Source organism: Paenibacillus sp. J22R160 (assembly GCF_059692135.1).
This window is the reverse complement of record NZ_JCAUAU010000015.1, coordinates 85,715-111,042: the sequence shown is the minus strand read 5'-3', so window position 1 is coordinate 111,042 and position 25,328 is coordinate 85,715. Positions and strand designations below refer to the sequence as shown.

Below are 25,328 nucleotides of genomic sequence, written 5' to 3'. Positions count from 1 at the left end.
TTAGGCTTCCCTACATCGTAGGGCTCCCTGTTTTTATTGTTTTCTCCATGTGGTGCTCTCTTTGCACCCGTCGGATGAAGGCTTGAAGTTCTTGCTCGGTTTCACATACAGCGGCATGTTCCAACCAAAGGAAAAACCTCTTTTTACAGATGGCAGAAGCATGCAGCGGAAAGGTTTCTCTTGATTTGATGACATACAATCCGGCTGGAACGTTCTTCCACGGCGATGTGAAATTCATACGGATCGATAGCCTTGATCGCTTCTCCCAGTCCTGCTCTTTTTGTTTATTTCGTATGGACCTGTACATGTTCATGATTACGTAGTGCTCGGAGATCTCGGCCCATTTGTAGTATCCAGCTTGCTGCGCTTTTTGAACAATCTCAGGCTTCTCCTTACAAAACCAGTAACCGACAATGACAGGGAAACGGTTATCTTCTTCTAGCCATAAGACGCCGAACCACTCGTAAGTTAATGAAACCGGATTTAACGCTTGTGGGACTATCCCTAAATAATAACGGGGAGTGGAAGCCATCGTAATTTCTCCTTTACACGTAAGACCTGACAGAAATAATGTGTGTGTTCTGCTCCTCAATTGTAAGGCTGAGAGTAGTAAAAATGGGGTAAAGAAAAGGGGGGAAACACATAAAAAAAAGATAAAAATGCCGAAAACGGAAGAAAATCGAAGCATGAATATCGAAAATGAATGCTTTCTTTAATTGCAAGCGCATCCATAAGTCATTATGGCAAATAAGAGATCGCGGTTCGTTTTACAAGACGGAGGTCAAGGCGTAAGATTCAGAGCATCAACTTCACATCAAGTTGAAAACGCTGAGTCCCCGCAAGGGGAACGGGGGAACCAATAGAGGACGATTGTAGCATCAACGTCTTCGCGGGGTGAATCCAAAAGCAAGCTCCAGCTTGCCAAGGTAGGGCGCTTCCAAGCCCGAATCCGACAGCTAACCTCGTAAGCGTATTGGGAGAGAGCCAACGTTCTATTGTGCTAATTACAGCTTGTGTATACAAGCTGCCAAGAAGCCCGAGAGCAGAGATTCTCTGCTCGCAGGCTTCTTTTTGTTGTTCAAAAATTGAGGAGAGTGAATCTACGAATGGTTCCCGAATGCAAAATTACCCGAATTGAATGCTATCGCTTTGATGATGAGTTATCTGACAAACTGCTGCCTGGGCATGGCCGCGACTGCCATTGCGGAATGCTTTCAATCTCAACAAGTCTGGGAACGAGCGGTTTAGGTGATTATGAAATTCCTTGCGGTAACCTGAAGGGGGATTTCGTTCAATGGGCTGTGGTCTTTCAGAAGCTCAAAGGGCTTTCACTTGAGGATGGTTTGCAGTATGTCCATCAGAAAAAAGAGGCATGGGGAGAAGTAAGGACGCATGTTATGGAATCGGCATTAACGGATTTAGCTGACAAGCTTCAACATAGATCTATAGGTAAAAAAGAGCTGGATGTATTATCAGATCGCACTTATATTTTTGACCATTCAGAGGCTTATGTCTCTTTCTAAGCATCGCATTTTTATGCTTTTTTTATATGCGAGCTATAGATTCTTTACCTCATTTTTATACCGTTCAGCGTTACAATGAGTCAGGTAAGAAAGGAAGCGATGAAAGTCATGCAAAGCGATTTGCTGCTCATAGCTGCGCCTACTAAGGCAGGCGAAGACTTCATGAAACAAATAAAATTGAGTGGTTTTCCTTTTGTTGCATTAACAAACAATAAGTTGGAAAAACTCAAGTTAGAAGGGCAGGGAGTAAAAAAAATCATGCAGGTGGATACGTCGATAAAGGCTGAATCCATCATTCCCGATTATCCGATCGGAAGCATCATTTTGTTCGAGGAGAGTTTGACGTTATGCTGCCGCTACATTCAAATATGCCGCAGTTGGACTTCAGGGCCAATGTATGTGGTTACCCAAAGTATAAATCCCAGATTAATTTACAAAGGGTTAGGCGCTGACTACGTTATTTATTCGAAAAACGGTGATGTGAAGTTCCTTCTATCCTCTTTATTACAAACAAATAAATTAGGTACTGTCTGATTGGAGGAGGTGCGTTATGTACAACGATGTAACAATGATTATATTAATGGCATTAACCTTTCTTGGATTCTGGGGATTTATGAAATTTTGTGAAAAAGCGTAAGCTTATGCTTTCGATGCAAGCTTTTGAATAGGAGGCAACCAAATGATTGTGATTGGAATAATTGCGCTAGCTATGATGGTGTATCTTGGCTTTGTACTAGTGAAGCCGGAGAAATTTTAATGGATAAATTAGAGCTTAAGTAAGCAGGGGGAGAACCTACTATGGGTATGGGATTGTTACAAGTAATTGTCACACTGGTGATTATCATGCTTCTGGTGAAGCCGGTGGGCATTTACTTGGTGAAAGTATTTGGTTATGAAAAGAGTGGCCTGGATCGCGTGTTCGGTCCCTTTGAGCGTATGTCCTATCGCCTGATGGGTGTTAAAGAAGAAGAAGCGATGGGATGGAAAAAGTACTTAGGAGCCGTATTAATCGTCAATTTCGTCATGATGATCCTGATGTACGCCATATTCCGGCTTCAGAGTTATCTACCGCTGAATCCCGATGGGATCGGTAATGTATCGCCAACGATTGCTTTCAATACAGCGATTTCCTTTATTACAAATACGAACTGGCAAGCGTACAGTGGTGAAAATACACTGTCCTATTTCTCTCAAATGGTAGCCATTACCTTCCCGATGTTTACATCGGCGGCAACTGGATTCGCAGTAGCTGTAGCTTTTATCCGTGGATTAGTTGGCCGTCAAGATAATCTCGGTAACTTTTACGTAGATATGACGAGATCGATTACTCGTATCTTTTTGCCGCTTAGCTTCATTGTCGCTTTAATCTTAGTTTTTCAAGGCGTGCCGCAAACCTTGCTGGGTGCTGCGCAAGCGACAACGGTTGAAGGGGCTGAACAAACGATTACTCGTGGTCTAGTTGCTTCTTTGGAATCAATTAAGCATCTTGGCACCAACGGTGGCGGATGGTTCGGGACGAATGCTGCGCATCCGTTTGAGAATCCAACACCTTTCACCAACTTCATCCATATCATTTGTATGATGCTGTTACCTACAGCACTCGTGTATGCATTCGGATTAATGATTAAGAACAAGAAGCAAGGTTGGACCGTCTTTGCTGCCATGGGAATTATCTTCCTGGTTATGCTTGCGACGATATTCTATGCGGAGTATAAAGGCATAACTGCTGTAGATGCGCTGGGCGTCCATGGCAATATGGAAGGTAAGGAAGTTCGATTCGGATTATCCGAAACGGCCCTGTTCACAACCGTTACGACAGCAGCTACAACAGGTAGTGTGAATACGATGCATGAATCGCTTACACCTCTAGGAAGCATTGTTCCATTTGCGGAAATGATGTTAAATAACGTTTTCGGAGGTAAAGGGGTCGGCTTATTAAACGGATTGCTTTATCTCATCTTGTCCGTGTTCATTTGTGGACTGATGGTTGGACGTACGCCTGAATTTATGGGCAAAAAAATTGAAGGTAAAGAAGTGAAGCTGGCTGCGATCGCGATTCTGACGCACCCGCTCATTATTTTGGCACCAACAGCTTGGGCGCTTATTCGCCCTGAATCGGTCACTTCCATAGCGAATCAAGGCATGCACGGCCTTTCGGAAGTCCTGTACGCTTTCACCTCAGGTGCAGCCAATAACGGATCTGCCTTTGGTGGTTTGAGCGCGGGTACGAACTTCTATGCGATGAGCATTGGTCTTGTCATGTTGGTTGGACGATATATTTCCATTATCGCCATGCTCGCGATAGCAGGCTCGCTTGCTACTAAACGTGTAGTGCCGGTTACAACAGGTACACTTCGGACGAACACACCTTTATTTATGGGGATTTTGATCATGATCATTTTAGTTATCGGTGCTCTAACGTTCTTCCCGGCGCTGGCATTGGGGCCGATTGCTGAACACTTGGCAGCGCGTTAAGGATAGACGTAATAGAGAGGGAGGATTTACATGGCTGTGGAACGTAAAAAAACATTATCAAAAGAAATTGTCAATCAAGCTATCGTGGATTCATTTAAGAAACTGAATCCCGCGGTAATGATTAAAAATCCGGTTATGTTCGTGGTTGAAGTAGGAACCGTCATTACCTTGCTGCTATCCTTTGCACCTGATCTATTTGGCTCAACAGAAGTAGGCAGGGGTTATAATATTGCGGTCTTTCTGATTCTGCTCTTTACGCTGCTTTTCGCTAACTTTGCGGAAGCACTGGCGGAAGGGAGAGGTAAGGCGCAGGCCGATTCTCTGCGGAAAACGAAGTCCGATACGAAGGCTCGTCTGGTTCAAAAGGACGGCTCTTATAAGGAAGTGTCTTCTACGACACTCCGTAAGGGCGATATTGTTCGTATTGAGATGGGTGAAATCATCCCTTCCGATGGGGAAATCATTGAAGGCTTAGCCTCCATTGATGAATCAGCCATTACAGGTGAATCCGCTCCTGTTATTAAGGAAGCGGGAGGCGACTTCTCCTCTGTAACTGGCGGTACACGGGTAGCGTCTGACTATATCGTTGTCAAAGTCTTGACCGATCCAGGCGAATCTTTCTTAGACCGTATGATTGCACTCGTTGAAGGCGCGAAACGTCAAAAAACGCCGAATGAAATTGCTTTAACGACACTGCTTGCTGTATTGACGCTGATCTTCTTGATCGTCATTATGACGATGGTGCCAATGGCGCAGTATTTGAGTGTTAAATTGGAAATCTCCACGTTGATCGCTTTGCTAGTCTGTCTTATTCCGACAACAATCGGGGGTCTTTTATCCGCAATCGGTATTGCCGGTATGGACCGTGTAACACAGTTTAACGTTCTGGCTATGTCCGGTAAAGCGGTCGAAGCCGCAGGCGACATCGATACGATGATATTGGATAAAACAGGAACCATTACATTCGGGAATCGGATGGCGTCCGAGTTCGTTCCTGTAAATGGCCTGACGGCTAAAGACATTACGTTTGCTTCCCTGCAAGCTTCTGTCAAAGATGAAACACCAGAAGGACGCTCCATTGTTGAGCTTGCTAATAAACTTGGTGAGTCATGGCAAACAGGTGCGTATGAAGGTGCGGAAGTTGTAGAGTTCACGGCTGAGACGCGTATGTCAGGGCTTAATCTCGCAGGAGGCTCCAAGGTTCGTAAAGGTGCAGTTGACGCGATTAAAAAATATGTAACGGCTTTAGGCGGTATAGTTCCTAATGATTTAGAGGCGATAACGAACCGAATCGCTAAGGCCGGAGGCACTCCGCTTGCTGTAGCGATTAATGAGCGAATTTACGGTGTTATTTACCTCAAAGATACCGTAAAACCTGGCTTGAAAGAGCGTTTTGCCGAGCTGCGCGCAATGGGTATCAAAACCGTAATGTGTACGGGGGATAATCCGCTGACAGCTGCAACAATTGCCCTTGAAGCAGGTGTAGATGAGTTTATTGCCGAGGCGAAACCGGAAGATAAAATTGCTGCGATTAAAAAGGAACAGCAAGAAGGCAAGCTTGTTGCGATGACAGGCGACGGAACGAATGATGCTCCTGCACTGGCGCAAGCGGATGTAGGTTTAGCGATGAACTCAGGTACAATGGCTGCGAAGGAAGCTGCCAACATGATCGATTTGGACTCGGATCCAACGAAACTGCTTTCCGTTATTTCCATTGGGAAACAGCTGTTGATCACACGTGGAGCTTTAACGACCTTCTCCATCGCTAACGATATCGCTAAGTACTTCGCGATCATTCCTGCGATGTTTATCTTAGCTATGCCGCAGCTGCAGGCCTTGAATATTATGAATCTGGCATCGCCGGAATCGGCTATTCTGTCCGCATTAATCTTCAATGCCATTATCATCCCGCTGCTGATTCCAATTGCGATGAAGGGCGTTAAGTATCGCGCGATGTCAGCTGATCGTTTATTGTCCCGAAATGTGCTGCTGTATGGTATTGGCGGTGTAATCGTACCTTTCATTGGGATCAAAATCATTGATATGATACTTCACGGACTGAATATCGTTTAAAGAGAAAGAGAAGCGAGGAGATAGCGTCATGAAATCGGTTTTTATAGCAATTCGTGTATCTATATTGTTCATGATCGTTTGCGGGCTCATTTATCCGCTTGTTACGACAGGTGTGGCTCAAGTTTTATTTCCCAAACAAGCAGATGGAAGTCTGATTGAATCCGGCGGAGCGGTAGTCGGCTCAGAATTGCTGGCTCAAAGCTTTGAGTCCCCTAAGCTGTTTCATCCAAGAGAATCTACAGCCAAGTATGATCCTAAAGCTTCTGTCGGCTCCAATACGGCGGTAGCCTCAAGCGACTATGCAGCGGCATTGGCAGAAAAGATTGACGCCTTGAAGAAGGAAAATCCTAGCCTAACCGATATTCCTGCTGATTTGGTCACCTTGTCTGGCTCCGGCTTCGATCCGGATTTGTCACCAGAAGGGGCAAAAGCCCAGGTTCCTAGAATTAGCAAAGAAACAGGAGTTGCGGAGAACGTGCTTAACGATCTCGTTGATAAGTTTACAAAAACCAGACAGCTCGGTATTTTCGGTGAGCCAAGGGTGAATGTAACAGAACTGAATATAGAACTGTTAAAACAAGTGAAATTGTAAGTAGCAGGCAACCACTCTCGATCGTCGAGAGTGGTTTCTGCGTCATTATGAGGAGAAAGGAGAGGATGCTGGATTGGAAGGTTTCAAAAGGAAAACGCCGGAAGAGATCCTATTATCCATCTCTAAGTTGCATCGCGGGAACCTGAAAATATATATCGGTGCGGTCAGCGGCTCAGGGAAGACGTACCATATGCTGCGGGAAGGGCATAATCTTAAACAGCAGGGAATCGACGTGGTCATCTGTGCGGTATCTACCCTCCAAAGGCCGGAAACCGTGGAACAATTAGGTGATTTGGAAAGAGTGCCGAGCATTCATTGGATGAAAGATGGCGTTGAGCAGAAAGATTTGAATCTGGATGCTTTAATTAAGAGAAATCCGGAGGTTGTTCTTGTAGACGGGCTAGCCCATCTTAATCGATCAGATGCCCGGTTCCCCAAGCGTTTGGATGATATTAAGTTTCTGCTTGCAAACAATATTAGTGTAATTACAACTGTGAATGTGTATGAGCTGGCTGCGACTATGGAGGTCGCACATAAGCTGACAGGTATTGAAGTGGGGCATTGTGTGCCCTCAGATACGCTGGAGCTGGCTGATGAGGTTCGATTAATTGATGCCACGCCCGAAATGATTCTAAGTCGACTGGAAGAGGGTCATCTCAAGGGAAATAAAGATTCTGCCCTTTTCAAGCGCGGCAACTTAGGCGTATTAAGAGAACTGGCCCTGCGTCTTGTTGCCGAGGACGTGAATGACTCGTTGGAAGCCCATCGTGAGCAGATGGGCATTCTAGGGCCCTCTGGAGCAACGGAGAGCATTCTGGTAACCGCCCAATATCATTGGAACGGTTCCATTTATGTGCGGAGAGGACAACAGATTGCGAAGCGCTTGAACGGTGATCTTCATGTTGTGACGCTGCGTAAATTCAATAAAACCCTCTCGAAGGAAGCGGCTGCTTTTCGAAGATCTATCATGAAGCTTGTCGAAAAAGTCGGCGGCAAATTTGAGGAGCTGCCGCTGCGTATGCGCCGTTGTATTCCAAAAGCCTTAGTCAATTATGCGATTACTCATAAAATAACTCGTATTGTCTTGGGGCATTCCAAACAAACCAAGTGGCAAACCTTTTGGCAAGGATCTGTCATCAATGGCATTTTAAAAAGAGTCAAGAATATCGATGTGTTCCTGGTTGCTGATCGTGCCTCACGAGAAGGGGAGCGCATTCTTCCTACTCACATACAGGGAACGAAGGAGCCGTACAAATATAAACGTCTCAGCAATCAAGAGGTACAAGCGAAAATCGAAAAAATCAAACGAGGGAAGTTCAAGGTCTATATTGGAGCCGCCCCAGGCGTAGGCAAGACTTACACGATGCTGCGGGAAGGCAATGATTTGCTCAAAAAAGGCATCGATGTGAAGATTGGCTTGCTCGAAACGCATGGAAGAAAAGGAACGATCGAGCAGATTTGCGAGCTTGACATTATACCGCGGGCAGAGATTGCCTATCAAGGTGTGAAGCTTGAGGAGATGGACACGGAAGCGATCATTACAGCGCGGCCCGAAGTCATTTTAGTTGATGAGTTAGCCCATTCGAATGTCCCCGGAAGTAAAAATAAAAAAAGGTACGAAGATGTGTTGGAAATCTTAGAAGCTGGCATATCCGTCATTGCAACGGTCAATGTTCAGCACTTAGAGAGCTTAAATGACGCCGTTGAGCAAATTACCGGAATTCGGGTTCGTGAAACAGTCCCTGACAGTATTCTTCGGGCCGCCGATGAAGTGCAGTTAATTGATGTGGCTCCTGAAGCCTTACAGCTTCGCATGAGGGAGGGCAGGATTTATGCGATGGTCAAGGTGGATCAAGCGTTGAATAACTTTTTTAAAACCGGTAACCTGATCGCCTTGCGGGAGCTAGCCTTACGTGAAATTGCTGATGATGTAGATGAGCGTTTGGAATCTATGGAGCGCAAGAACTCCCTTCGCGGTCCATGGCGGAGAAAAGAGGTTATTTACGTGTGCATCACGGAGGTCTCGCAAGCTGACCGCTTAATTCGCCGGGGATTTCGAATCGCGCATCGACTTAAAGCGGCTTGGTATGTAAGCTTTATTGCAGTTGGGAGCAACGAGCAATGGAAGCCTAAGCTAGAAATTTTAGAGAAATTGACGGTTAGGCTCGGAGGCGAGTTTGTGTACCAAGAAGTAGTGAGCCGTAAAGCAATCCCAAGTATGTTTGCCTCTCAAGCAAGTTTGGCGGGAGCTACGCAAATTATTGTATGGAAAGACGCTACAGTTAAAAAGTTGCTGCCACTGGCCACTCAAATGGATGTGTTAATTGTAGCCGATTATGAAATGTGGCAATCAGCGGGAAATAAGGTAAAATAATAGCATGATGAATAAAACAAATGGTTGGATTAGATGGAAGTCATATGCGCTTACAGCTCTTTTTATTGCTGTGATGACCTTATTTTTAAAAGCTCTTGGTGACTTTTTAGGCTTGGTGAATGTTTCTCTTTTCTATCTGCTTCCTGTTCTTTTTAGCGCTGTGCGCTGGGGGAGGGGGCCTTCTTTTTTTGCAGCCGCAATTGGCGTTCTATCCTTAGATTTCTTATTTGTCCCTCCTGTCTTTAGTCTCACCGTTGCGGATTTGCGCTACTTGATCTCATTTCTTGTATTTATATCCGTTGCCGCCCTCACGGCGAGCTTGGCTTCGAAGCTTCGAAATCAGATCTATCAAGCACAACAGAAAGAAGCCAGTACGGCTGCCCTGTATGCGCTAAGCCGTAAGATTACGGCAATTTCTGATTTAGAAGTACTTCTCAATCAGATTGTGCAGCATGTCTCCGAAGCATTAAGCGCAAAAGCTGCTATCTTATTGCCGAACCTCTCGGGGGAACAGCAAGTAGGAGCCTATTCCAAGGACGGGACAGAGTGGGCGACAGATGAATCCCACCTGTCTATCGCGGCTTGGGTTTACAATCATCATGCGAGTGCGGGGCGCGGCACACATTCGTTGAGGGAGTCGTCAACGCTCTATGTCCCCTTCGAGACAGATCGGCAAGTTCACGGTGTATTAGCTGTGTATGTAGGTGATCGGCCGTTAGCGGAGATGCCGGAGCTTATTCGGATCATCGAAGCGCTCTCGGATCTGGTGGCGGTTGCGATTTCCCGCGTCAAGCTGGCTAATGAAGCGAAAGTGGCGCAGCTGACAGCCGAGTCTGAGAAGCTGCGGACTGCGCTGCTGGATTCCCTCTCTCATGAGCTGCGAACGCCTTTAGCTACCATCATTGGCTCTGTGACAGGACTGCTAGAAAGCGAAGCTATATTTAGCCCTGAAGACCGACGTGAGCTGCTGATGACTATTCGCGAGGGCTCAACACGGATGAACAGGCTGGTAGGCAACTTGCTCGGCATGGTCCGGATCGAGAGCGGCATGCTGCGGCTAAATAAGCAGTGGTGCGGGATCGAGGATATTGTGGGGGTTGCGCTTGCCCAGCTGAAGGATGCCTTGCAGCAGAGAAAGGTGAGCATTCGACTTGCTCCTGAGCTTCCCTCTGTCCCGCTGGATGATGTGCTGATCGAGCAGGTGCTGATTAATGTGATCAGCAATGCCATCAAGTATTCGCCAGAAGGCAGCGAAATCGTGATTGAAGCGGTGCAGCGCCGGGAAATGCTTGAATTGACCATTAGGGATCAAGGTGCAGGCATTGCGGCGGGTGACTTGGATCGTGTATTTGAAAAGTTTTATAGGGGTCAATTAACCAAACATATTCCCGGTACCGGATTAGGGCTTGCCATCTGTAAAAGCATCGTGGAAGCTCATGGCGGGCAAATCATAGCACAAAGAAATGAACCCAAAGGAACGGCAATTCATATCAGCTTGCCTTTACAATTCGCTGAGAAACAGGGGGATGAGCATGACAGCAACTGGGGCGAAGATTTTAATTATTGATGATGAGGCGCAAATTCGCAAGCTGTTGCGAGTTACGTTAAATGCGCATGGCTTCGATGTGACGGAAGCTGCTACGGGGCAAGAGGGCTTATTGCAGGCCACGATGGTACGGCCAGATCTAATCGTACTAGACCTCGGATTACCTGATATGACCGGGATGGAAGTACTAAAGCATATTCGCGAATGGTCGCAGGTGCCGATCATTATTCTAACTGCCCAAGATCAGGAGCAGGACAAAGTGGCTGCCTTGGACCGGGGAGCCGATGATTATGTGACGAAGCCGTTTGGCATGGGGGAATTTATGGCCCGTATGCGGGTTGCTTTACGCCATATCGCTAAGACGCAAGATGAACCTGTGCTGAAACTAGGGGATCTGGTTATTGATTTATCCCAACGGGTGGTTGAACTCCAAGGGGAGAAACTCAAGTTGACGCCCACAGAATATGATTTGCTAAAAGTGCTGGCCCTCAATGCCGGTCGCGTCATGACGCATCGTCAATTACTTAAGCAAGTATGGGGCGGTTCACAATATGAATCCGACAGCCAATATCTGAGGGTATATGTCGGCCATTTGCGGAAGAAAATCGAAGAAGATTCGACTAGACCCCGCTATATTCTGACGGAGCCGGGAATTGGATACCGCTTTGCCTGGCAGGAGTAGATCATTCTTGCATAGCCTTACACCACTTGTGGGAAATTAACGCAAATGAAAGTGACACAGGGGGTAAGTAAGGTGACCAAGCTGAATCAGCAATTATCGGTCTTCTCCTTAGGCGGTATTAATGAAATCGGCAAAAACATGTATGTCGTCGAATATGCGAATGATATTATCGTGATCGACTGCGGGTCTAAATTCCCGGATGAAACTATGCTGGGCGTGGATCTCATCGTTCCTGATATTACCTATTTGCTTGAAAATAGCGATAGGGTCCGTGCGCTGGTTATTACGCATGGGCATGAGGATCATATCGGGGGCATTCCCTACATACGCAAACAAATCAACGTACCGATCTATGCAACGCGTTTAACGATAGGGCTCATTGAAGTGAAGCTCAGAGAGGTGGGCTTGCTTGCCAATACGAAGCTTATCGAGATCACCTCTGATTCCACGATTGAGCTTGGCAGCATTACGTCCACTTTTTTCAAAACCAATCACAGCATCCCCGATTGTCTTGGGGCTGTTTTTCATACGCCCGAGGGAGCAGTCGTCCATACGGGAGACTTCAAATTTGACCTTACACCGGTCAATAATCAGTATCCGGATATTCATAAAATGGCGGACATTGGCTCGAAGGGGGTCATGCTTCTTTTATCCGAGAGCACGAATGCGGAGCGCCCGGGCTATACGCCATCGGAAAGCCATGTCGGGAAACATATCGAGGAGGCCTTTCATAAAGCGAAGCAAAAAGTGTTCATCGCCACCTTCGCTTCCAATGTCCACAGGCTCCAGCAGGTAATCGATGCCGCGCAAGTGACGAATCGTAAGTTAGCCTTGCTGGGCCGCAGTATGGTTAACGTCGTGAAAATCGCTTCCGAGCTAGGCTATTTGACGGTTCCTGATGGGATGCTGGTAGAAGCGGGGGAGATCGGCAGTCTAGCTGCGGATCGGATTGCCATTCTCTGTACCGGCAGCCAGGGAGAGCCTATGGCCGCTTTATCCCGGCTATCTCGCTCGAACTACAGGAATGTAGAAATCCACCCGGGGGACACGGTCATCCTGTCCGCATCGCCGATTCCAGGAAATGAGCGCAATGTCTCCAAGACCGTAGACCATTTATTTAGCCTTGGAGCGGAGGTCATCTACGGCTCAAGCTCAGTGACTGGCATGCATGTTTCTGGCCATGGCAGTCAAGAAGAGCTGAAATTAATGCTGACGCTCATGAAACCGAAGTATTTTATCCCGATTCATGGCGAATATCGGATGCTTCATCAACACCGCATGTTGGCGGAGTCTGTTGGGGTCGAGCCTGCTAACATTTTCATATTGAACAATGGGGATGTTGTAGATATCAAAGAAGAAGCGGCGACGCAAAGCCGTAAGGTCACGGCGGGCAATACACTAGTCGATGGTTTGGGCGATGTGGGGAATGTTGTTTTGCGTGATCGGAAGCAGCTTTCGGAGGATGGGATCCTTATCGTGTTTCTCCTTCTCAGCAAAACGGATGGCAAAATTCTATCAGGACCCGACATTATCTCACGAGGATTCGTCTATGTGCGTGAATCCGAGGATCTCATAGATCGAGCGAGCATTCTGGCTGCGGATACGGTGAATAGGCTGCAAACGGGGCAAGAGCCGCCCAACCAATGGAATGTGCTGAAAATGAATGTGAAAGAAGTGCTGGGGCGTTTCTTTTATGAAAAGACCGGCCGGAGACCCGTGATCCTCACGATTATTACAGAGTTCTAGCGGGGAGGGCGTAACTGGTGCCGAGACGTTCTAGACCAAGCGTAGCAAGACGAAGCAAACCCAACCAGACTCAACCAAACCCAACCAGACCCAGCATTGCCGAAGGGGAACTAGGTTCCTCTATTTCACTGCTAAAGAGGCATTGCGCTAGCCAGTGGGAACTACGTTCCGCTATTCCGGCCAATTTACCTGAAAACCTGTGTTTTCTGGGCAAATAAGTCCCTGTAGTTCCGTCTGGCAGATGAAATCAGCAGATTTCATCAAAATAACGGACCGTAGTTCCTGATGCGGCAGCGCGGCCTCCCACCGCAAAAAAGCCTATCCGCAAAGTAGTTTTGGTCTACTTTGCGGACAGGCTTTTTTTCTTTGTTCAGCTACACAGGCAGCAGCAGTACTTTGCCTAAGGTCATGTTCGCCGCGTACTGCTCTATGGCATCAACCGTGTGACTGAGCGAGAACGTCTGACTAATCTCAGTCTGAATCTGCGATCCGACCGACTTTTTCATAGTGCCTTGCAGCGAGAGCAGCTCAAAGATGGATTGGGTCTTCACCCAGTCGGACGCCCAGAAGCCCGTAATCCGCTTCCGGCGGAAAACAAGATCATCTGCGTTGATCGTTGTGGTGCTTCCTCCCAGAAGGCCGTATTGAAACAGCGTTGAACCGTCCGGCAGCGCCGAGAGTACGGTACCTGTCAGGTCCCCGCCTACAGCATCGAAGCATACGGTAGCGCCAAGGTCTTGAGACTTGCGTTTGAGTTCGTCTTCGAAGCCTGGAGAGCTGCTGTTCACGATATGCTGCCCGCCTATCTCTCTAAGGAGCTGCGCATGCTCATCTTTGCGGACAACGCTTATGACGGCTAGGCCGTTCTCTTTGCCGAGCTTCACCAGGATTCTGCCGAGCGCGCTAGCTCCGGCAGTTTGCACGATCGCTTTGGACTTGTGCTGTTTGGCTATCTTCACCATAGCCATAGCGCTTGCCGGATTGACGAAGAAGACAGCGCCTTGCTCGTCCGATACGTGATCGGGCAGAACCATGCAGGTCATCGCGCTTGCTTTCGTATATTCCGACCAGGAGCCGTAAACCTCGGAAACGAAGGCTACGCGTTTTCCTTTCAGCATGCGGGCTACGAGGCTATTGCCCGTTGCAATGACCGTTCCGCACCCTTCCATTCCGCCAACCGACGGCAATGCTCGCTTAATGCCATAATTACCGGAAAGAAATAATAAGTCTGCGGGGTTAATAGAGGCCGCATGTACCTTGATGAGTACTTCGTTACTGTCTATTTGGGGGATTAGCGTTTCCCCGAATTCAATGCCCGAAACCCCGCTGTATGTCTTAATCAGCGCTGCTTTCATTGTTTGTGCCATATGTAAGGACCCACCTATCGTAGATGTAATTACAATTAATTCATGTTCACTGTATTATATACTACGCGGTGATCGGGTAGGTTTTGATAACATCAAGTTTACACTAAGATTTGGTCAAAAAGGGGCCTTGGGGCACCTTTTATGGCGTGCAGCACAATTATAATTGATTCATAAAGCCGTGGGCGATATTCAGGTCGGAGGGCATGAATTTGCTGGTGCCTGATTTAATCAATCCGGCAAGGACGATACAATTCGAGGCGATGGCACCGCGCATCCATTTCGGATCGAAGGGGGAGTTATTCTCTAAATCAGGTAGCTCTAGAAGAGCCAGTTGTCTGGCAAGTTTGGTAAAGTCGCTTCTTGAGCAGTAGAGGTCCTGTTCAAGCTCGATCTGGAAGTGGCGCAGATACGCCTTCTCGCCGCCGGTATATGCGAACTGCCCCAGTGATGCGGGTAAACGGGAGGAGAGCCATTTGATGCATGTAGTTATCTGCCTTTGATGAGGCGCTCCAAGTAACTGGAATTCCTGATTCAGGTCCGAAATGCCGAAAGGAATGAGATAAGAAGCTTCGCACTCCTTCGTGATAATCTGGATACTGCCGCCTCCGGCATTGATGACGTCAAGATGGCTGGGAATATCCGATTCACTAATCGCCCTTCGCAGCAGTTCCGCTTCTTCTTTCTGACTTATCGTCCGGTAAGCAATCCGCAGATTTCGGCAGATCTCCTCCATATGTTCAGAGAGACGCGGCGAACTTCGCATGGCTTCCGTCCCAAATGCTTCCACGTTTCCAGGGGCCGCTCCTTCTAGGTAGGAGCCTTGCGTGAACAGCAAAGACTTAAGCTTATCTTCAATGGACGGTAGGGAGACCTCGCTCTCCAGAAGCTCCCATGTGAGGACATCGACTTGCTCGATGCCAATATCTGATTTCTTGAATACTTTGGCGCTGTGACTGCCCAAATCCAAAATTAATTTATCACTATTCATAAGAGTTCACCTGTTTGTCCCTTTAGTAATGGTTATCGAACTGTGAATCCCTGTTTAGTTAGTTGCCATTTGATGTATATATGATTTTCCCTTGTAAATAAAGGCCTCAGAAGACCAATAATAAATGATTAATGTTTTCTATGTCAACCAATTTTTGTTAAATATTTGGGAAATGTTTCATTAAGATTAAATTTCTACAGAATGCATGGTTATCCGACAAATTGGGCTCCCTGAGACTTGGCTGAGATCCCCAAAAGAGGCTATCCCACAGATCAATTTTGACCTTGAGATAGCCTCTTCGCTTATAACACAAATTTATAGCCTACACCCCAGACCGTTTTTATATATTTGGGTTCTTTGGGGTTGACTTCAATTTTCCTTCGCAAATTTGTAATATGTACATCGATAGCACGATCGTTGACATAGGAGTCGAAGCCGCGCAAAGCGTTAATCAGATCCTCCCGGCGATACACGCGTTCGGGGTGCTCGTACAGCAGCCGAATGAGTTCAAACTCAGAGAATGTCATGTCGATGGGTTCGCCTCGTACATAGAGCGTTCTTTTTTCCAGATTAATGTTCAAATCAACAGGCGGTACGGGAACAGCTTGCTGGACAAGCTGATCTTCGGGTGGATGGGCTTGTTTGAATCGACGCAAAAGGGCTTGTATGCGCGCTTTCATCTCATGCATGCTGAAGGGCTTGCATAAGTAATCATCAGCTCCTACTGTAAACGCTTCAACTTTCTCGCTGACTTTGGAATTGGAAGAGATGATAATAATGGGAACGGGCGTTAAGCTCCGCAAGGAGTTGCATAAGTCAGTACCTTCAAAATCAGGAAGCATGAGGTCCAAAAGAATCAGATCCGGTTCGAATTCGCGAAGTGCGGCAAGGCCTTCCTGACCATTGTGGGCTCTTAGAACTAAGAAGTTCTCTTCTGCCAGATACATACAGACCATTTCACCGATAATATCATCGTCCTCAATTAAAAGCACCCTGTCCAAGTATAAACTCCCCCCAAACTAAGTTTATTTTCTAATGCCTTTCATGAATGAACAGAGGGATCATAAGTCCTAACAATTTCTTGCTCAACCTATTATAAGGTGTCGAATATTAAGAGTAAATCGTTCTTATACACTTTTTATCGGGAAATTGTTAGCAAATTGTTAGCGAAAAGGGGTGCGAATTCATACCATTTAGGTAAGTTACCTAATAAGTGGAAAGTACAATAGGAGATAATAGGTTCTTTTGTGGAAATTGCTTGTAGGAGGTGTAAGTAAAGTGGGTCTTTTGAATAGGTATGGAGTCCTGATTGTAAGTGATTCTAACGAGGTGAGAGATAGGCTGCTGCCCATCTTTCAGAAAGATGAACAGTTCATCCTTACAGGTACGGCGAAGAACGGCAATGCCGCATTGGATTGTATGCTTGCTGGGAGGCCGGATTTGGTAGTCATCGATTTAGCGATGGCAAACATGGCAGGGATTAAGGCGCTTCAGCTTATTATGAATCATCGTCCAATTCCTATTGTAGTGCTTAGTACACATACATCCGAAGGCGCCATGCAGACCATTCAGGCTATGCGGATAGGCGCTGCGGATTATTTTCATATAGAAATGCTAGCTGGGCAAATGCCCCACGACATGATGATGTCCTATTTCCTGGAACGCTGTAAAATGGCCGTACGAAACGGCATTCAAGGCGTGTACGAGTCTCCTGTCAAATCCGCAGGGATCGTGGAAGCTGCGCTCTCAGGCTCGCTGCAGGCGAAGCATGACCAGTTTCAAAGACGAATGGATATTGAATTTCATTTGCGTAAAGCAATTACGAATGAGGAATTTCATCTCGTGTACCAGCCTGTTGTTGACGTATATACGAACCGGATTGTCGGGCTAGAGAGCCTAATTCGTTGGCACAATGCGTCTTTGGGGCAAGTGCCGCCTTGCGATTTTATCCCAGTAGCGGAGGAAAGCGGCCTGATTCATGAAATCGGGGAATGGGTGCTAAGAGAGGCTTGCACACAGAGTGTGAAATGGCAGGAAGCGGGTCTTCCGAATTTATTCATGGCTGTTAATTTGTCCAGGCGCCAGTTCAACGATAGCGGGCTAAGTGTGATGATTCAGAAGATTTTAAAGGAAACAGGCTTGCAACCGAAGTATTTGGAGCTAGAAATTACGGAAAGCATGAGTATGGATGTCAATCTGGCCGCAGATGCACTTAGTCAGCTGAAAAAGCTTGGCGTGCGCGTCGCGATGGATGATTTTGGCACCGGATATAGTTCGCTTGGCTATTTAAAGGATTTTCCAATCGATAAGTTGAAGATAGATCAATCCTTTATTAAGGGATTGAAACATCGGGAAGTGAATGCGGCTATTGTGAATACCGTGATTACGATGGCCAAGAACTTAAATCTGCTCGTAGTGGCCGAGGGACTGGAGACCGAAGAGGAGCTTCAAGTACTAAGGGACTGCGGCTGTCGTTTCGTGCAGGGCTACTATTTCAGCAAGCCGGTTCTAGCGCAGAGCATTGAGAACATGCTGAGCCCAGATACGCGAAACAAACCAAACAAGATCGTTATATAAGTATAGGCTGGTGATTGCTCTGTTGCGCGATTTGATTACCAATTTTGCGGTTATTACTGTGTTTGTTTTATTCGTTGAGCAATTTTTCATTATTACGAAATTGGATCAGAAGCCGACGTGGTACTACAAAGTTTATGTGGGACTTACCCATGGCACTCTGGTCGTCATCCTGGTAAGCTTCGGTATGACGATTGATGGTCAGATAGGTCTGAATTTTCGTGGCGTAGCTTTCCTGCTTGCCACTTATTTGGGAGGTTACCCCTCCACCCTCATTACCTTCGCTATCTTATGGATATGGCGCTTCACGATGGACGGCTATATCCAGCTTCCGCTGCTGTTCATTGGGCTTGCTGTCATCACGGGAACCAGCTTTATTTTCTGGAAAGTACGCTCCTATTGGTTAAAATGGTTATTTGGCGGAGTGTTCTTTTATGTGTTCTATTATGGCATGCTCTGGGCCGTGTACCAGACGCCGCTTCAATTGATATGGACATACCTCACCTACCAAATGGTGTGTGTGGTGGGCGTGGCCTGTTTTCTTGGTTATTTAATTCGAAATCGGGATTACAAGCAGCAGATTCGGCAGGTCGAGCAGGAACTCATTGATATGCTGCGCCTTCAGCCAGGTTTTACGTTTAAGTTTCATAAGCACCGGGGCCATTTTGTCTATATATTGATTGAGGGTCAATTACTTTATCAGCTAGGTCTGAGTCCGAGTCAGTTTATTGGGAAAAAGGCGCACGAAGTCAGTATATTAGGAACCAAGTTTCTGGAGTTTCTGCAGCCCTATTATGAGCAGGCGTGGGCGGGCGAACGAGTTACTTATGAATATGACTGCAAAGGGTTTACGCTCCTCGTAACCTTACAGCCTATCTTTAAATTTGGTTCGGTTAGCGAAGTAATCGGATCAGCGGTGAATGTGTCAGAGCATCGTGCTGCGCAGATGAAAGTAAGGGTTAGAGACGAGCAGTTCCGAACTTTGGTGGAAAATTCAGAGGATTTTATTTTCAGATTTCGGCTGGATGGAAGCATTGCCTCTGCCAACTATAAAATGTATCAAACCTACCAGCTAGCGCCTGAACAGGTAAAAGGAAAGCAATTGACCGAAGTGGTTCAGATGGACAGTCCTTCGAAATGGGAGCGGTCCTTCACACAATCGATTATCAACGGCAAGACGCAGCAATTCGCCATTAATTTTCTGCTGCCGGACGGTGCTGAGCATGCCTATAATGTCACGTTGTCCCCCCTTTTCAATGAGAAAAGAACGGAAATCATCGGAGTTACCGGCACCGTTCACGATATTACGGATCTCAAGAAGCGCGAGGAAGCAGATGAATCCAATCGGGCGAAAAGTCAATTCCTAGCGAGGATGAGTCACGAAATTCGCACACCGCTGAACGGCATTTTGGGGTTGTCCCTTCTGTTGCAGCGAACCGAATTAACTCATCTGCAGAAAGATTATTTGAATAAAATGGATGCCTCCTCGAGTGCCCTGCTGGCAACGATTAACGATATTTTGGATTTTTCGAAAATAGAAGCGGGTAAATTAATTTTGGAGAAAGTCGATTTCTCTTTGGAAGAGTCGCTCCAAAGGGTTGCTGATCTAGCGAGCGTATCGCTCGGCAATAAGCGAATCGAGATTCTGCTGGACACGTCGGAGGATTTGCCTGATATCGTCAGCGGGGACTCATTTCGATTAGAGCAAGTACTTATTAATTTATCGAATAATGCCATTAAATTTACGGAGCAAGGTCACATCCGGCTTCAAGTGCAGCTGGAGGAATTTGCGGAGGAAGGCGTCATCATTTCTTTTGCTGTAGAAGACACGGGGATAGGCATCTCTAAGGAGCAGCTGTCACAGCTATTCCTGCCCTTCTCGCAAGCGGATACATCCACCAGCCGGAGATACGGAGGCACAGGGCTCGGTCTTGTAATATGCCAGCATTTGATACAGTCCATGGGAGGCGTATTGAGGGTTGAGACGACCCTAGGGGCAGGCAGTCGGTTCTACTTTAGTCTATTGTTCGGACGAAATAAGCTGACTGAGGATGAAATGTACCATCATTACAGGCAGCGTCTTCTGCCGCAAGAAAATAATCATGTGCTGGTCGCTGAGGATCATCCAATGGCTGCGAAGCATATGTCCGATTTACTTGGCTCCTTCCAGCTTCAGGCGAAGACGGTTCTGGCGGTATCTGACTTATTAACGGCGTTGGAAAAAGGACAGGGAGGAACAGGCAAATCTGCTTACCGCTATGTTTTCTTGGATATGCAGATGGATCCCATGCAGCATCAGGCGATCTGGCAGCGTGTGCTTAATGCGGTAGACCGCTCCCGAACCCATGTGATCGCGCTCACGACGCTGGAAGGAAGAGAAGAAATGTGCGGGCTCCCTGAAGCCTCGAAGGCTGATGCTGTTCTGGTTAAACCAGTAAGCAGGTTGTCGCTGCGCAAAGTTATGCAGGTACTGAGTGGGCAGAAGCTATACCTCAAGAGGAATGATCGAAGTAAGGAGCAGTCTATGTCCGAGGGAGCGCGTGTTCCGTCCAAGGGGTATATTTTGGTGGTGGAGGATAATGAAATCAATCAACTGGTGATCACGCAGCTTCTGCAGCAACTGGGCTACGAGGCTGTTATCGCGCAGAATGGCTATGAGGCACTGGAAAGGGTGGGCGAGCAAGAATGGAAGCTCATTCTTATGGATATTCATATGCCGGAGATGGATGGCTACGAGGCCACGCAAAAGCTGAGACAGCTGAAGCCAATACGGCGAATTCCGATAATCGCGCTTACAGCAAATGGATTCGTGAAAGACTCGATGCAAATGCTGAAGCTTGGACTGAGTGGCATCTTGGTTAAACCCGTAAATGAGAAGCAGCTGTCTGATATGTTGGAGAAGTGGCGGGATCTACGGTGGTTAATGCAGATTAAGGGTTTGGATACGGAACGCGTGCTGCGAAATATCGATCAGAAAATCCATATTTTTCAATACATGATTGAGAAGTTTAAACAAGATTATACTTGTTTTACGGAGAAGCTTCTGCCGACTATCATCCATCAGGAAGATGCCGTTGCTCGCCGCATGGTGCATACGCTGAAAGGAGTGGCTGCGAATTTTTATGCAGAGTCCTTGTTAGCGGCTGTCTTGGTGCTTGAGAAAGAGATGGAGCAAGAAATCAACCTGGACGCCTGTAAGGAAGGGATTGTGCGGGTACAGCTGGAGATCGATATCATTATAGAAACCATATAAGACTAATCAAAAAAAGAACCTCGCAGAAAGCTTTTGCTAGGTTCTTTGCGTTGCTGCTAGTTGGTAGCAAGATACGTAAGTCCGTACGATAACCAGACGAAGTGATAGGCATTGACGGCTCCATAAATAATTACCGTGAGGGATAGGCAGGGTTTGACCCAGGTGCGTTTCCGGATATAAGGGTAGAAGGCCATGAGCAGCAGAGGAAGAATGAGTTTTAGGAAGTAATACCCGGCCACATGCCATTCATATACACTTCGTATCAGGGGGTTCAGCTCTTCTATAAAGGACAGATGCAAGCCGATGTCTGTGAATAGGGCATCACTTAAGCATAAGATTAACAGCCAAAGGAGTAGTTTACTCTGGAAAAAATGGCGGATGACACGCATAGACGTCCTCGCTTTCGTCGCATGAATGAATAGGTCGATAAGTAAGATTTAAATTTATGATACACTTTGTATCAAGGTAAAGCAACAGGAGCTACAACGCTGTCTTTGCCGCCACGCAAAATCGAGCGGAGAGCGGAGACGGAATTCCGTCTGAGGACTGATTATCGAGCGACTGATCTCTTTTACAATGAATGCGAGCCGCAGTGAACGGTTACGGAGAGAGGGTGAGTATGCTGCGATATTGGTTGGTTAGGCGGAGGCATTCGTTCTTCTCGAGTTGGTATAATACGATATATATCGCGCTGATCCTTGGATGGAGTGGTTTCCTTCGCCAAGTTCTCATTCAACTGAGCGATATGCAAATATGGATGCTTGGCCGAGCTTGGCGGGTTCGGCAGCAGAAGCGGAGCATCAAAAAAGAGGCCATCGACAAGTAGAGAAATCTACTCGAAGATGGCCTCTTCCGCTTTCTATGCTTAGAACACTTTCGTTGTCCAAGACTCACAATTCCAAGTTTCCGTCACAACATCACGATAGAATTCCGGTTCGTGGGAAATCAGGATGATGCTTCCTTTGTAGGCTTGCAGCGCACGCTTGAGCTCATCCTTCGCATCTACGTCCAAATGGTTGGTTGGCTCATCGAGCACCAGCAGGTTCGTATCGCGGTTGATCAGCTTGCAAAGACGGACTTTTGCCTTCTCGCCGCCGCTCAGTACGACAACTTTACTCTCAATATGCTTCGTGGTGAGACCGCATTTCGCTAACGCTGCGCGAACTTCGAATTGCGTGAACGATGGGAACTCATTCCACACTTCTTCGATACACGTGTTGTTATTGGACTCTTTGATTTCCTGTTGGAAGTAACCAATTTGCTGATGCTCTCCTTTTTGAACAGAGCCGGAAACAGGCTGGATTTCACCTAAAATACTCCGCAGCAAGGTCGTTTTCCCGATACCGTTGGCACCGACCAGCGCAATCTTCTGGCCGCGTTCCATTCGCAGGTTAAGCGGTCTGGATAGCGGTTGATCGTAACCGATAACGAGATCGGTCGTTTCAAAAATAAGCTTGCCTGACGTACGGCCCTCTTTGAAATTAAACTGCGGCTTAGGTTTTTCCTTCGCCAGCTCAATGACGTCCATCTTGTCTAGTTTCTTTTGTCTGGACATGGCCATATTCCGTGTCGCGACGCTCGCTTTGTTACGGGCAACGAAATCCTTCAATTCGGAAATTTCTTGTTGTTGGCGTTTGTAAGCAGACTCAAGCTGCTGTTTTCTCATTTCGTGTACTTGTTGGAAGTGGTTGTAATCTCCCACATAGCGGTTTAATGCTTGATTTTCCATGTGGTAGATCAGGTTGATTACGCTATTCAGGAACGGAATGTCATGAGAGATTAGAATGAAGGCATTCTCATACTCTTGTAAATAACGCTTCAACCATTCGATGTGCTGCTCATCCAAATAGTTGGTAGGCTCATCGAGAAGCAAGATGTCCGGTTTCTCCAGCAAAAGCTTCGCCAGAAGCACCTTCGTCCGTTGACCGCCGCTTAAATCGTTAACATCCTTATCTAAGCCGATATCGGTGAGGCCGAGCCCGCGAGCGGTTTCCTCGATTTTGGCATCGATCATGTAAAAGTCTTGATTCGTCAAGGTATCCTGAATCGTGCCGACATCCTCCAGCATCTGTTCAAGCTCTTCCGGCGTCACTTCGCCCATCCGGCCGTACATGTCATTCATTTCTTGCTCCATGTCGAACAGATATTGAAAAGCTCCCTTCAGGACATCGCGGATGCTCATGCCTTTGCTCAGAACAGCATGTTGATCCAAATAGCCAACGCGCATGCGCTTGGACCATTCAACCTTGCCGTCATCCGGCTGCAGCTTGCCTGTAATGATATTCATGAAGGTAGATTTACCTTCCCCGTTAGCACCGATGAGTCCGATATGCTCCCCTTTGAGCAGGCGGAACGAGACGTCATTGAAGATGGCGCGGTCTCCAAAACCGTGACTTAATCTTTCTACGTTTAATATGCTCATGAAATGACACCTTTTCTTTTAAACTTTTTCTCGTTTTATTATAAGCGTTATGGGATGGAAAACTCAATGAATCAGCACGCAAAAATGTGAGATAACGAGATACATAATGCATCCAGAATAAGGGAACGGTACAAATAGCTAAATCCAAAGCAGGGTGATCCTATGTCTACGACTGCCGCTCAATCGCTAACCTCCCGTCTGCATGAAAATATAGATCAGCTTGTCGATATTCTGGGGGAAAGCAGCGACATTATTATCAGAGAGCTCGGCATCGGACTTTCGGGCGAGCTGCCAGCCGCCATTGTTTTCACAGATGGATTGGCTGATCCAGGTTCCGTTCACGAATTATTAGAATCTCTTATGCTGTTCACAGGGGATTTTCGGGACTCGGACGGTAGTGTTATAACCGGCAATATTCCGGGATCACTGGAACGAGATATTATTCCACTAGGCGGTGTGAGGAAAACCGAACGGATGGAGGATCTTTACGATGCGATCCTATCTGGAGATACCGCGTTATTGCTGGACAACTGCCGCCTAGGACTGATTGTCAGCACAAGGGGATGGGAGTCACGCGGAATTACAGAGTCCAACGTGGAAGCTGTCGTCAGAGGGCCTCGCGAAAGCTTTACAGAAACGATGCGTACCAATACGGCGCTCATCCGCAGAAGAATCAAGCATCCTTCGCTTCGGATGGAGACTCTCCGCGTCGGCCGGATATCCAAAACAGATGTCGCCTTCATGTATATCAAAGGCATTGTGAATGACAAAGTCGTGGATGAAGTAAGGAATCGCATTCAGCATATTGATATAGATGCCATTTTGGATACAGGTCAGATTGAAGAACTGATACAAGATGAAACGTTTAGCCCTTTCCCGACAATCTATAACTCAGAACGTCCTGATACGATTGCTGCTGGCATGTTGGAGGGACGTGTAGCCATTCTAGTGGACGGCTCTCCTTTTGTTCTGTTAGTCCCCGTTATCTTTGCTCAATTTCTGCAGTCGGCAGAAGATTACTACCAACGCTCGGACTTTGGCATCATTCGTATGCTGAGATATGTTGCGATGCTGATGTCTCTCTTGACACCTTCGGTTTATATTGCCGTGACAACCTATCATCAAGAGATGCTCCCGACTACACTGCTGCTCAGTCTAGCAACGCAGCGGGAGGGGGTTCCATTTCCGGCGTTTATTGAAGCGTTATTAATGGAAACAGCTTTTGAGATTTTGCGGGAAGCCGGTATTCGCATGCCGAGAATGATTGGCTCCGCTATTTCCATTGTAGGCGCTTTGGTGCTTGGAGAAGCCGCAGTTCAAGCAGGTCTCGTATCTGCGGCGATGGTCATCGTTGTTTCGATCACAGCCATCGCAAGCTTTGTCATGCCCGCATACTCCATCAGCATTCCCATTCGCCTGCTGCGTTATCTGTTAATGTTTATTGCGGCTTCCTTTGGGATATATGGCATCTTTCTAGGCTTGATGTGTATTTTGTTTCATTTGTGCAGCCTGCGCTCATTCGGAGTTCCGTATATGTCCCCTTTTGGTCCCTTTCATGCAACAGACCAAAAGGATGCGATCTTTCGTTTGCCGCTCTGGGCTATGCACCGTCGGCCATCGTTAATTAGCAAAGGAAATATGACTCGCGATAAAGATAACAAGCCTAGGAAGCCAGTAGATTAACTTCAATTGAGAAGAAAGGGAGGGAGTCCT

General features: G+C 47.0%; 20 protein-coding genes and 1 riboswitch. Of the genes, 14 read left to right on the top strand and 6 right to left on the bottom strand.

The features are described from left to right. Positions 1-10: 10 nt before the first annotated feature. Positions 11-532 carry a hypothetical protein gene (locus AC58UW_RS24235; protein WP_497423155.1) on the bottom strand — a complete coding sequence of 174 codons (522 nt, stop codon included), beginning with the start codon at positions 530-532 and terminating at the stop codon, positions 11-13. Positions 533-816: 284 nt separating this feature from the next. Beyond that, positions 817-987, top strand: a riboswitch (cyclic di-AMP (ydaO/yuaA leader). Between the two features lie 119 nt (positions 988-1,106). Between AC58UW_RS24235 and AC58UW_RS24230 the strand changes: the two genes are divergently transcribed. The 10 genes from AC58UW_RS24230 (at position 1,107) to AC58UW_RS24185 (ending at position 13,011) form a co-directional block, all read left to right on the top strand. After that, positions 1,107-1,523: a hypothetical protein gene (locus AC58UW_RS24230; RefSeq protein ID WP_497423154.1), complete on the top strand. Its 417-nt coding sequence runs from the start codon at positions 1,107-1,109 to the stop codon at positions 1,521-1,523. Positions 1,524-1,598: 75 nt separating this feature from the next. Then, the gene (locus AC58UW_RS24225; RefSeq protein ID WP_497423153.1) at positions 1,599-2,057 is read left to right on the top strand and encodes a hypothetical protein; all 459 of its coding nucleotides are present in this window, start codon (positions 1,599-1,601) and stop codon (positions 2,055-2,057) included. A 145-nt stretch (positions 2,058-2,202) separates the two neighbouring features. After that, complete coding sequence (locus AC58UW_RS24220) at positions 2,203-2,280, top strand: potassium-transporting ATPase subunit F (protein WP_497423186.1); 78 nt, start codon at positions 2,203-2,205, stop codon at positions 2,278-2,280. A gap of 47 nt (positions 2,281-2,327) precedes the next feature. Beyond that, a complete protein-coding gene (gene kdpA / locus AC58UW_RS24215; protein WP_497423185.1) occupies positions 2,328-3,998 on the top strand; it encodes a potassium-transporting ATPase subunit KdpA in 1,671 nt (556 codons plus the stop codon). Positions 3,999-4,028: 30 nt separating this feature from the next. Continuing rightward, positions 4,029-6,071, top strand: coding sequence for a potassium-transporting ATPase subunit KdpB (gene kdpB / locus AC58UW_RS24210; protein ID WP_497423152.1), 2,043 nt, complete (start codon positions 4,029-4,031; stop codon positions 6,069-6,071). Positions 6,072-6,099: 28 nt separating this feature from the next. Then, positions 6,100-6,663 (top strand): potassium-transporting ATPase subunit KdpC, encoded by a 564-nt coding sequence (kdpC, locus tag AC58UW_RS24205; protein WP_497423151.1) that lies wholly within the window; start codon positions 6,100-6,102, stop codon positions 6,661-6,663. Positions 6,664-6,736: 73 nt separating this feature from the next. Beyond that, on the top strand, positions 6,737-9,037 hold the full coding sequence (locus AC58UW_RS24200; protein ID WP_497423150.1) for a histidine kinase: 2,301 nt from the start codon (positions 6,737-6,739) through the stop codon (positions 9,035-9,037). 7 nt (positions 9,038-9,044) lie between these two features. Next, positions 9,045-10,604: an ATP-binding protein gene (locus tag AC58UW_RS24195; RefSeq protein WP_497423149.1), complete on the top strand. Its 1,560-nt coding sequence runs from the start codon at positions 9,045-9,047 to the stop codon at positions 10,602-10,604. After that, positions 10,570-11,265, top strand: a complete 696-nt coding sequence (locus AC58UW_RS24190) for a response regulator (protein WP_161408177.1) — start codon at positions 10,570-10,572, stop codon at positions 11,263-11,265. Before AC58UW_RS24195 ends, AC58UW_RS24190 begins: the two co-directional genes overlap by 35 nt. Positions 11,266-11,337: 72 nt before the next feature. Then, positions 11,338-13,011 carry a ribonuclease J gene (locus tag AC58UW_RS24185; protein ID WP_497423148.1) on the top strand — a complete coding sequence of 558 codons (1,674 nt, stop codon included), beginning with the start codon at positions 11,338-11,340 and terminating at the stop codon, positions 13,009-13,011. A gap of 374 nt (positions 13,012-13,385) precedes the next feature. Here AC58UW_RS24185 and AC58UW_RS24180 read toward each other — a convergent pair whose 3' ends face one another. The 3 genes from AC58UW_RS24180 to AC58UW_RS24170 all read right to left on the bottom strand — a co-directional run bounded on the left by AC58UW_RS24180 (position 13,386) and on the right by AC58UW_RS24170 (position 16,358). Then, the gene (locus AC58UW_RS24180; RefSeq protein WP_497423147.1) at positions 13,386-14,378 is read right to left on the bottom strand and encodes a zinc-binding dehydrogenase; all 993 of its coding nucleotides are present in this window, start codon (positions 14,376-14,378) and stop codon (positions 13,386-13,388) included. A gap of 157 nt (positions 14,379-14,535) precedes the next feature. Further along, positions 14,536-15,366, bottom strand: coding sequence for a Ppx/GppA phosphatase family protein (locus AC58UW_RS24175; RefSeq protein ID WP_497423146.1), 831 nt, complete (start codon positions 15,364-15,366; stop codon positions 14,536-14,538). 302 nt (positions 15,367-15,668) lie between these two features. Continuing rightward, entirely contained in the window at positions 15,669-16,358 is a 690-nt protein-coding gene (locus tag AC58UW_RS24170) for a response regulator transcription factor (RefSeq protein WP_497423184.1), read from the bottom strand. A 286-nt stretch (positions 16,359-16,644) separates the two neighbouring features. On the opposite strand from AC58UW_RS24170, the gene AC58UW_RS24165 reads away from it, so the two are divergent. Then, a complete protein-coding gene (locus AC58UW_RS24165; protein WP_497423145.1) occupies positions 16,645-17,943 on the top strand; it encodes an EAL domain-containing protein in 1,299 nt (432 codons plus the stop codon). A gap of 22 nt (positions 17,944-17,965) precedes the next feature. Then, a complete protein-coding gene (locus tag AC58UW_RS24160) occupies positions 17,966-21,193 on the top strand; it encodes a response regulator (protein ID WP_497423144.1) in 3,228 nt (1,075 codons plus the stop codon). A gap of 56 nt (positions 21,194-21,249) precedes the next feature. On the opposite strand, the gene AC58UW_RS24155 is transcribed toward AC58UW_RS24160, so the two are convergent. Then, positions 21,250-21,582, bottom strand: coding sequence for a DUF5658 family protein (locus tag AC58UW_RS24155; protein WP_497423143.1), 333 nt, complete (start codon positions 21,580-21,582; stop codon positions 21,250-21,252). Positions 21,583-21,812: 230 nt separating this feature from the next. On the opposite strand from AC58UW_RS24155, the gene AC58UW_RS24150 reads away from it, so the two are divergent. Beyond that, positions 21,813-22,019 carry a hypothetical protein gene (locus tag AC58UW_RS24150; protein ID WP_497423142.1) on the top strand — a complete coding sequence of 69 codons (207 nt, stop codon included), beginning with the start codon at positions 21,813-21,815 and terminating at the stop codon, positions 22,017-22,019. Positions 22,020-22,058: 39 nt separating this feature from the next. On the opposite strand, the gene AC58UW_RS24145 is transcribed toward AC58UW_RS24150, so the two are convergent. Then, the gene (locus tag AC58UW_RS24145; RefSeq protein WP_497423141.1) at positions 22,059-23,615 is read right to left on the bottom strand and encodes an ABC-F family ATP-binding cassette domain-containing protein; all 1,557 of its coding nucleotides are present in this window, start codon (positions 23,613-23,615) and stop codon (positions 22,059-22,061) included. Between the two features lie 162 nt (positions 23,616-23,777). Here AC58UW_RS24145 and AC58UW_RS24140 point away from each other — a divergent pair, with 162 nt between their 5' ends. After that, positions 23,778-25,298: a spore germination protein gene (locus AC58UW_RS24140; RefSeq protein WP_497423140.1), complete on the top strand. Its 1,521-nt coding sequence runs from the start codon at positions 23,778-23,780 to the stop codon at positions 25,296-25,298. The last annotated feature ends 30 nt before the right edge of the window (positions 25,299-25,328 follow it).

Bases quoted from the DNA above. Each gene is read 5' to 3' on its own strand.
- AC58UW_RS24235 (WP_497423155.1), bottom strand. From the start codon at position 532: ATGGCTTCCACTCCCCGTTATTATTTAGGGATAGTCCCACAAGCGTTA.
- AC58UW_RS24230 (WP_497423154.1), top strand. From the start codon at position 1,107: ATGGTTCCCGAATGCAAAATTACCCGAATTGAATGCTATCGCTTTGAT.
- AC58UW_RS24225 (WP_497423153.1), top strand. From the start codon at position 1,599: ATGAGTCAGGTAAGAAAGGAAGCGATGAAAGTCATGCAAAGCGATTTG.
- AC58UW_RS24220 (WP_497423186.1), top strand. From the start codon at position 2,203: ATGATTGTGATTGGAATAATTGCGCTAGCTATGATGGTGTATCTTGGC.
- kdpA (WP_497423185.1), top strand. From the start codon at position 2,328: ATGGGATTGTTACAAGTAATTGTCACACTGGTGATTATCATGCTTCTG.
- kdpB (WP_497423152.1), top strand. From the start codon at position 4,029: ATGGCTGTGGAACGTAAAAAAACATTATCAAAAGAAATTGTCAATCAA.
- kdpC (WP_497423151.1), top strand. From the start codon at position 6,100: ATGAAATCGGTTTTTATAGCAATTCGTGTATCTATATTGTTCATGATC.
- AC58UW_RS24195 (WP_497423149.1), top strand. From the start codon at position 9,045: ATGAATAAAACAAATGGTTGGATTAGATGGAAGTCATATGCGCTTACA.
- AC58UW_RS24190 (WP_161408177.1), top strand. From the start codon at position 10,570: ATGACAGCAACTGGGGCGAAGATTTTAATTATTGATGATGAGGCGCAA.
- AC58UW_RS24180 (WP_497423147.1), bottom strand. From the start codon at position 14,378: ATGGCACAAACAATGAAAGCAGCGCTGATTAAGACATACAGCGGGGTT.
- AC58UW_RS24175 (WP_497423146.1), bottom strand. From the start codon at position 15,366: ATGAATAGTGATAAATTAATTTTGGATTTGGGCAGTCACAGCGCCAAA.
- AC58UW_RS24155 (WP_497423143.1), bottom strand. From the start codon at position 21,582: ATGCGTGTCATCCGCCATTTTTTCCAGAGTAAACTACTCCTTTGGCTG.
- AC58UW_RS24150 (WP_497423142.1), top strand. From the start codon at position 21,813: ATGCTGCGATATTGGTTGGTTAGGCGGAGGCATTCGTTCTTCTCGAGT.
- AC58UW_RS24145 (WP_497423141.1), bottom strand. From the start codon at position 23,615: ATGAGCATATTAAACGTAGAAAGATTAAGTCACGGTTTTGGAGACCGC.
- AC58UW_RS24140 (WP_497423140.1), top strand. From the start codon at position 23,778: ATGTCTACGACTGCCGCTCAATCGCTAACCTCCCGTCTGCATGAAAAT.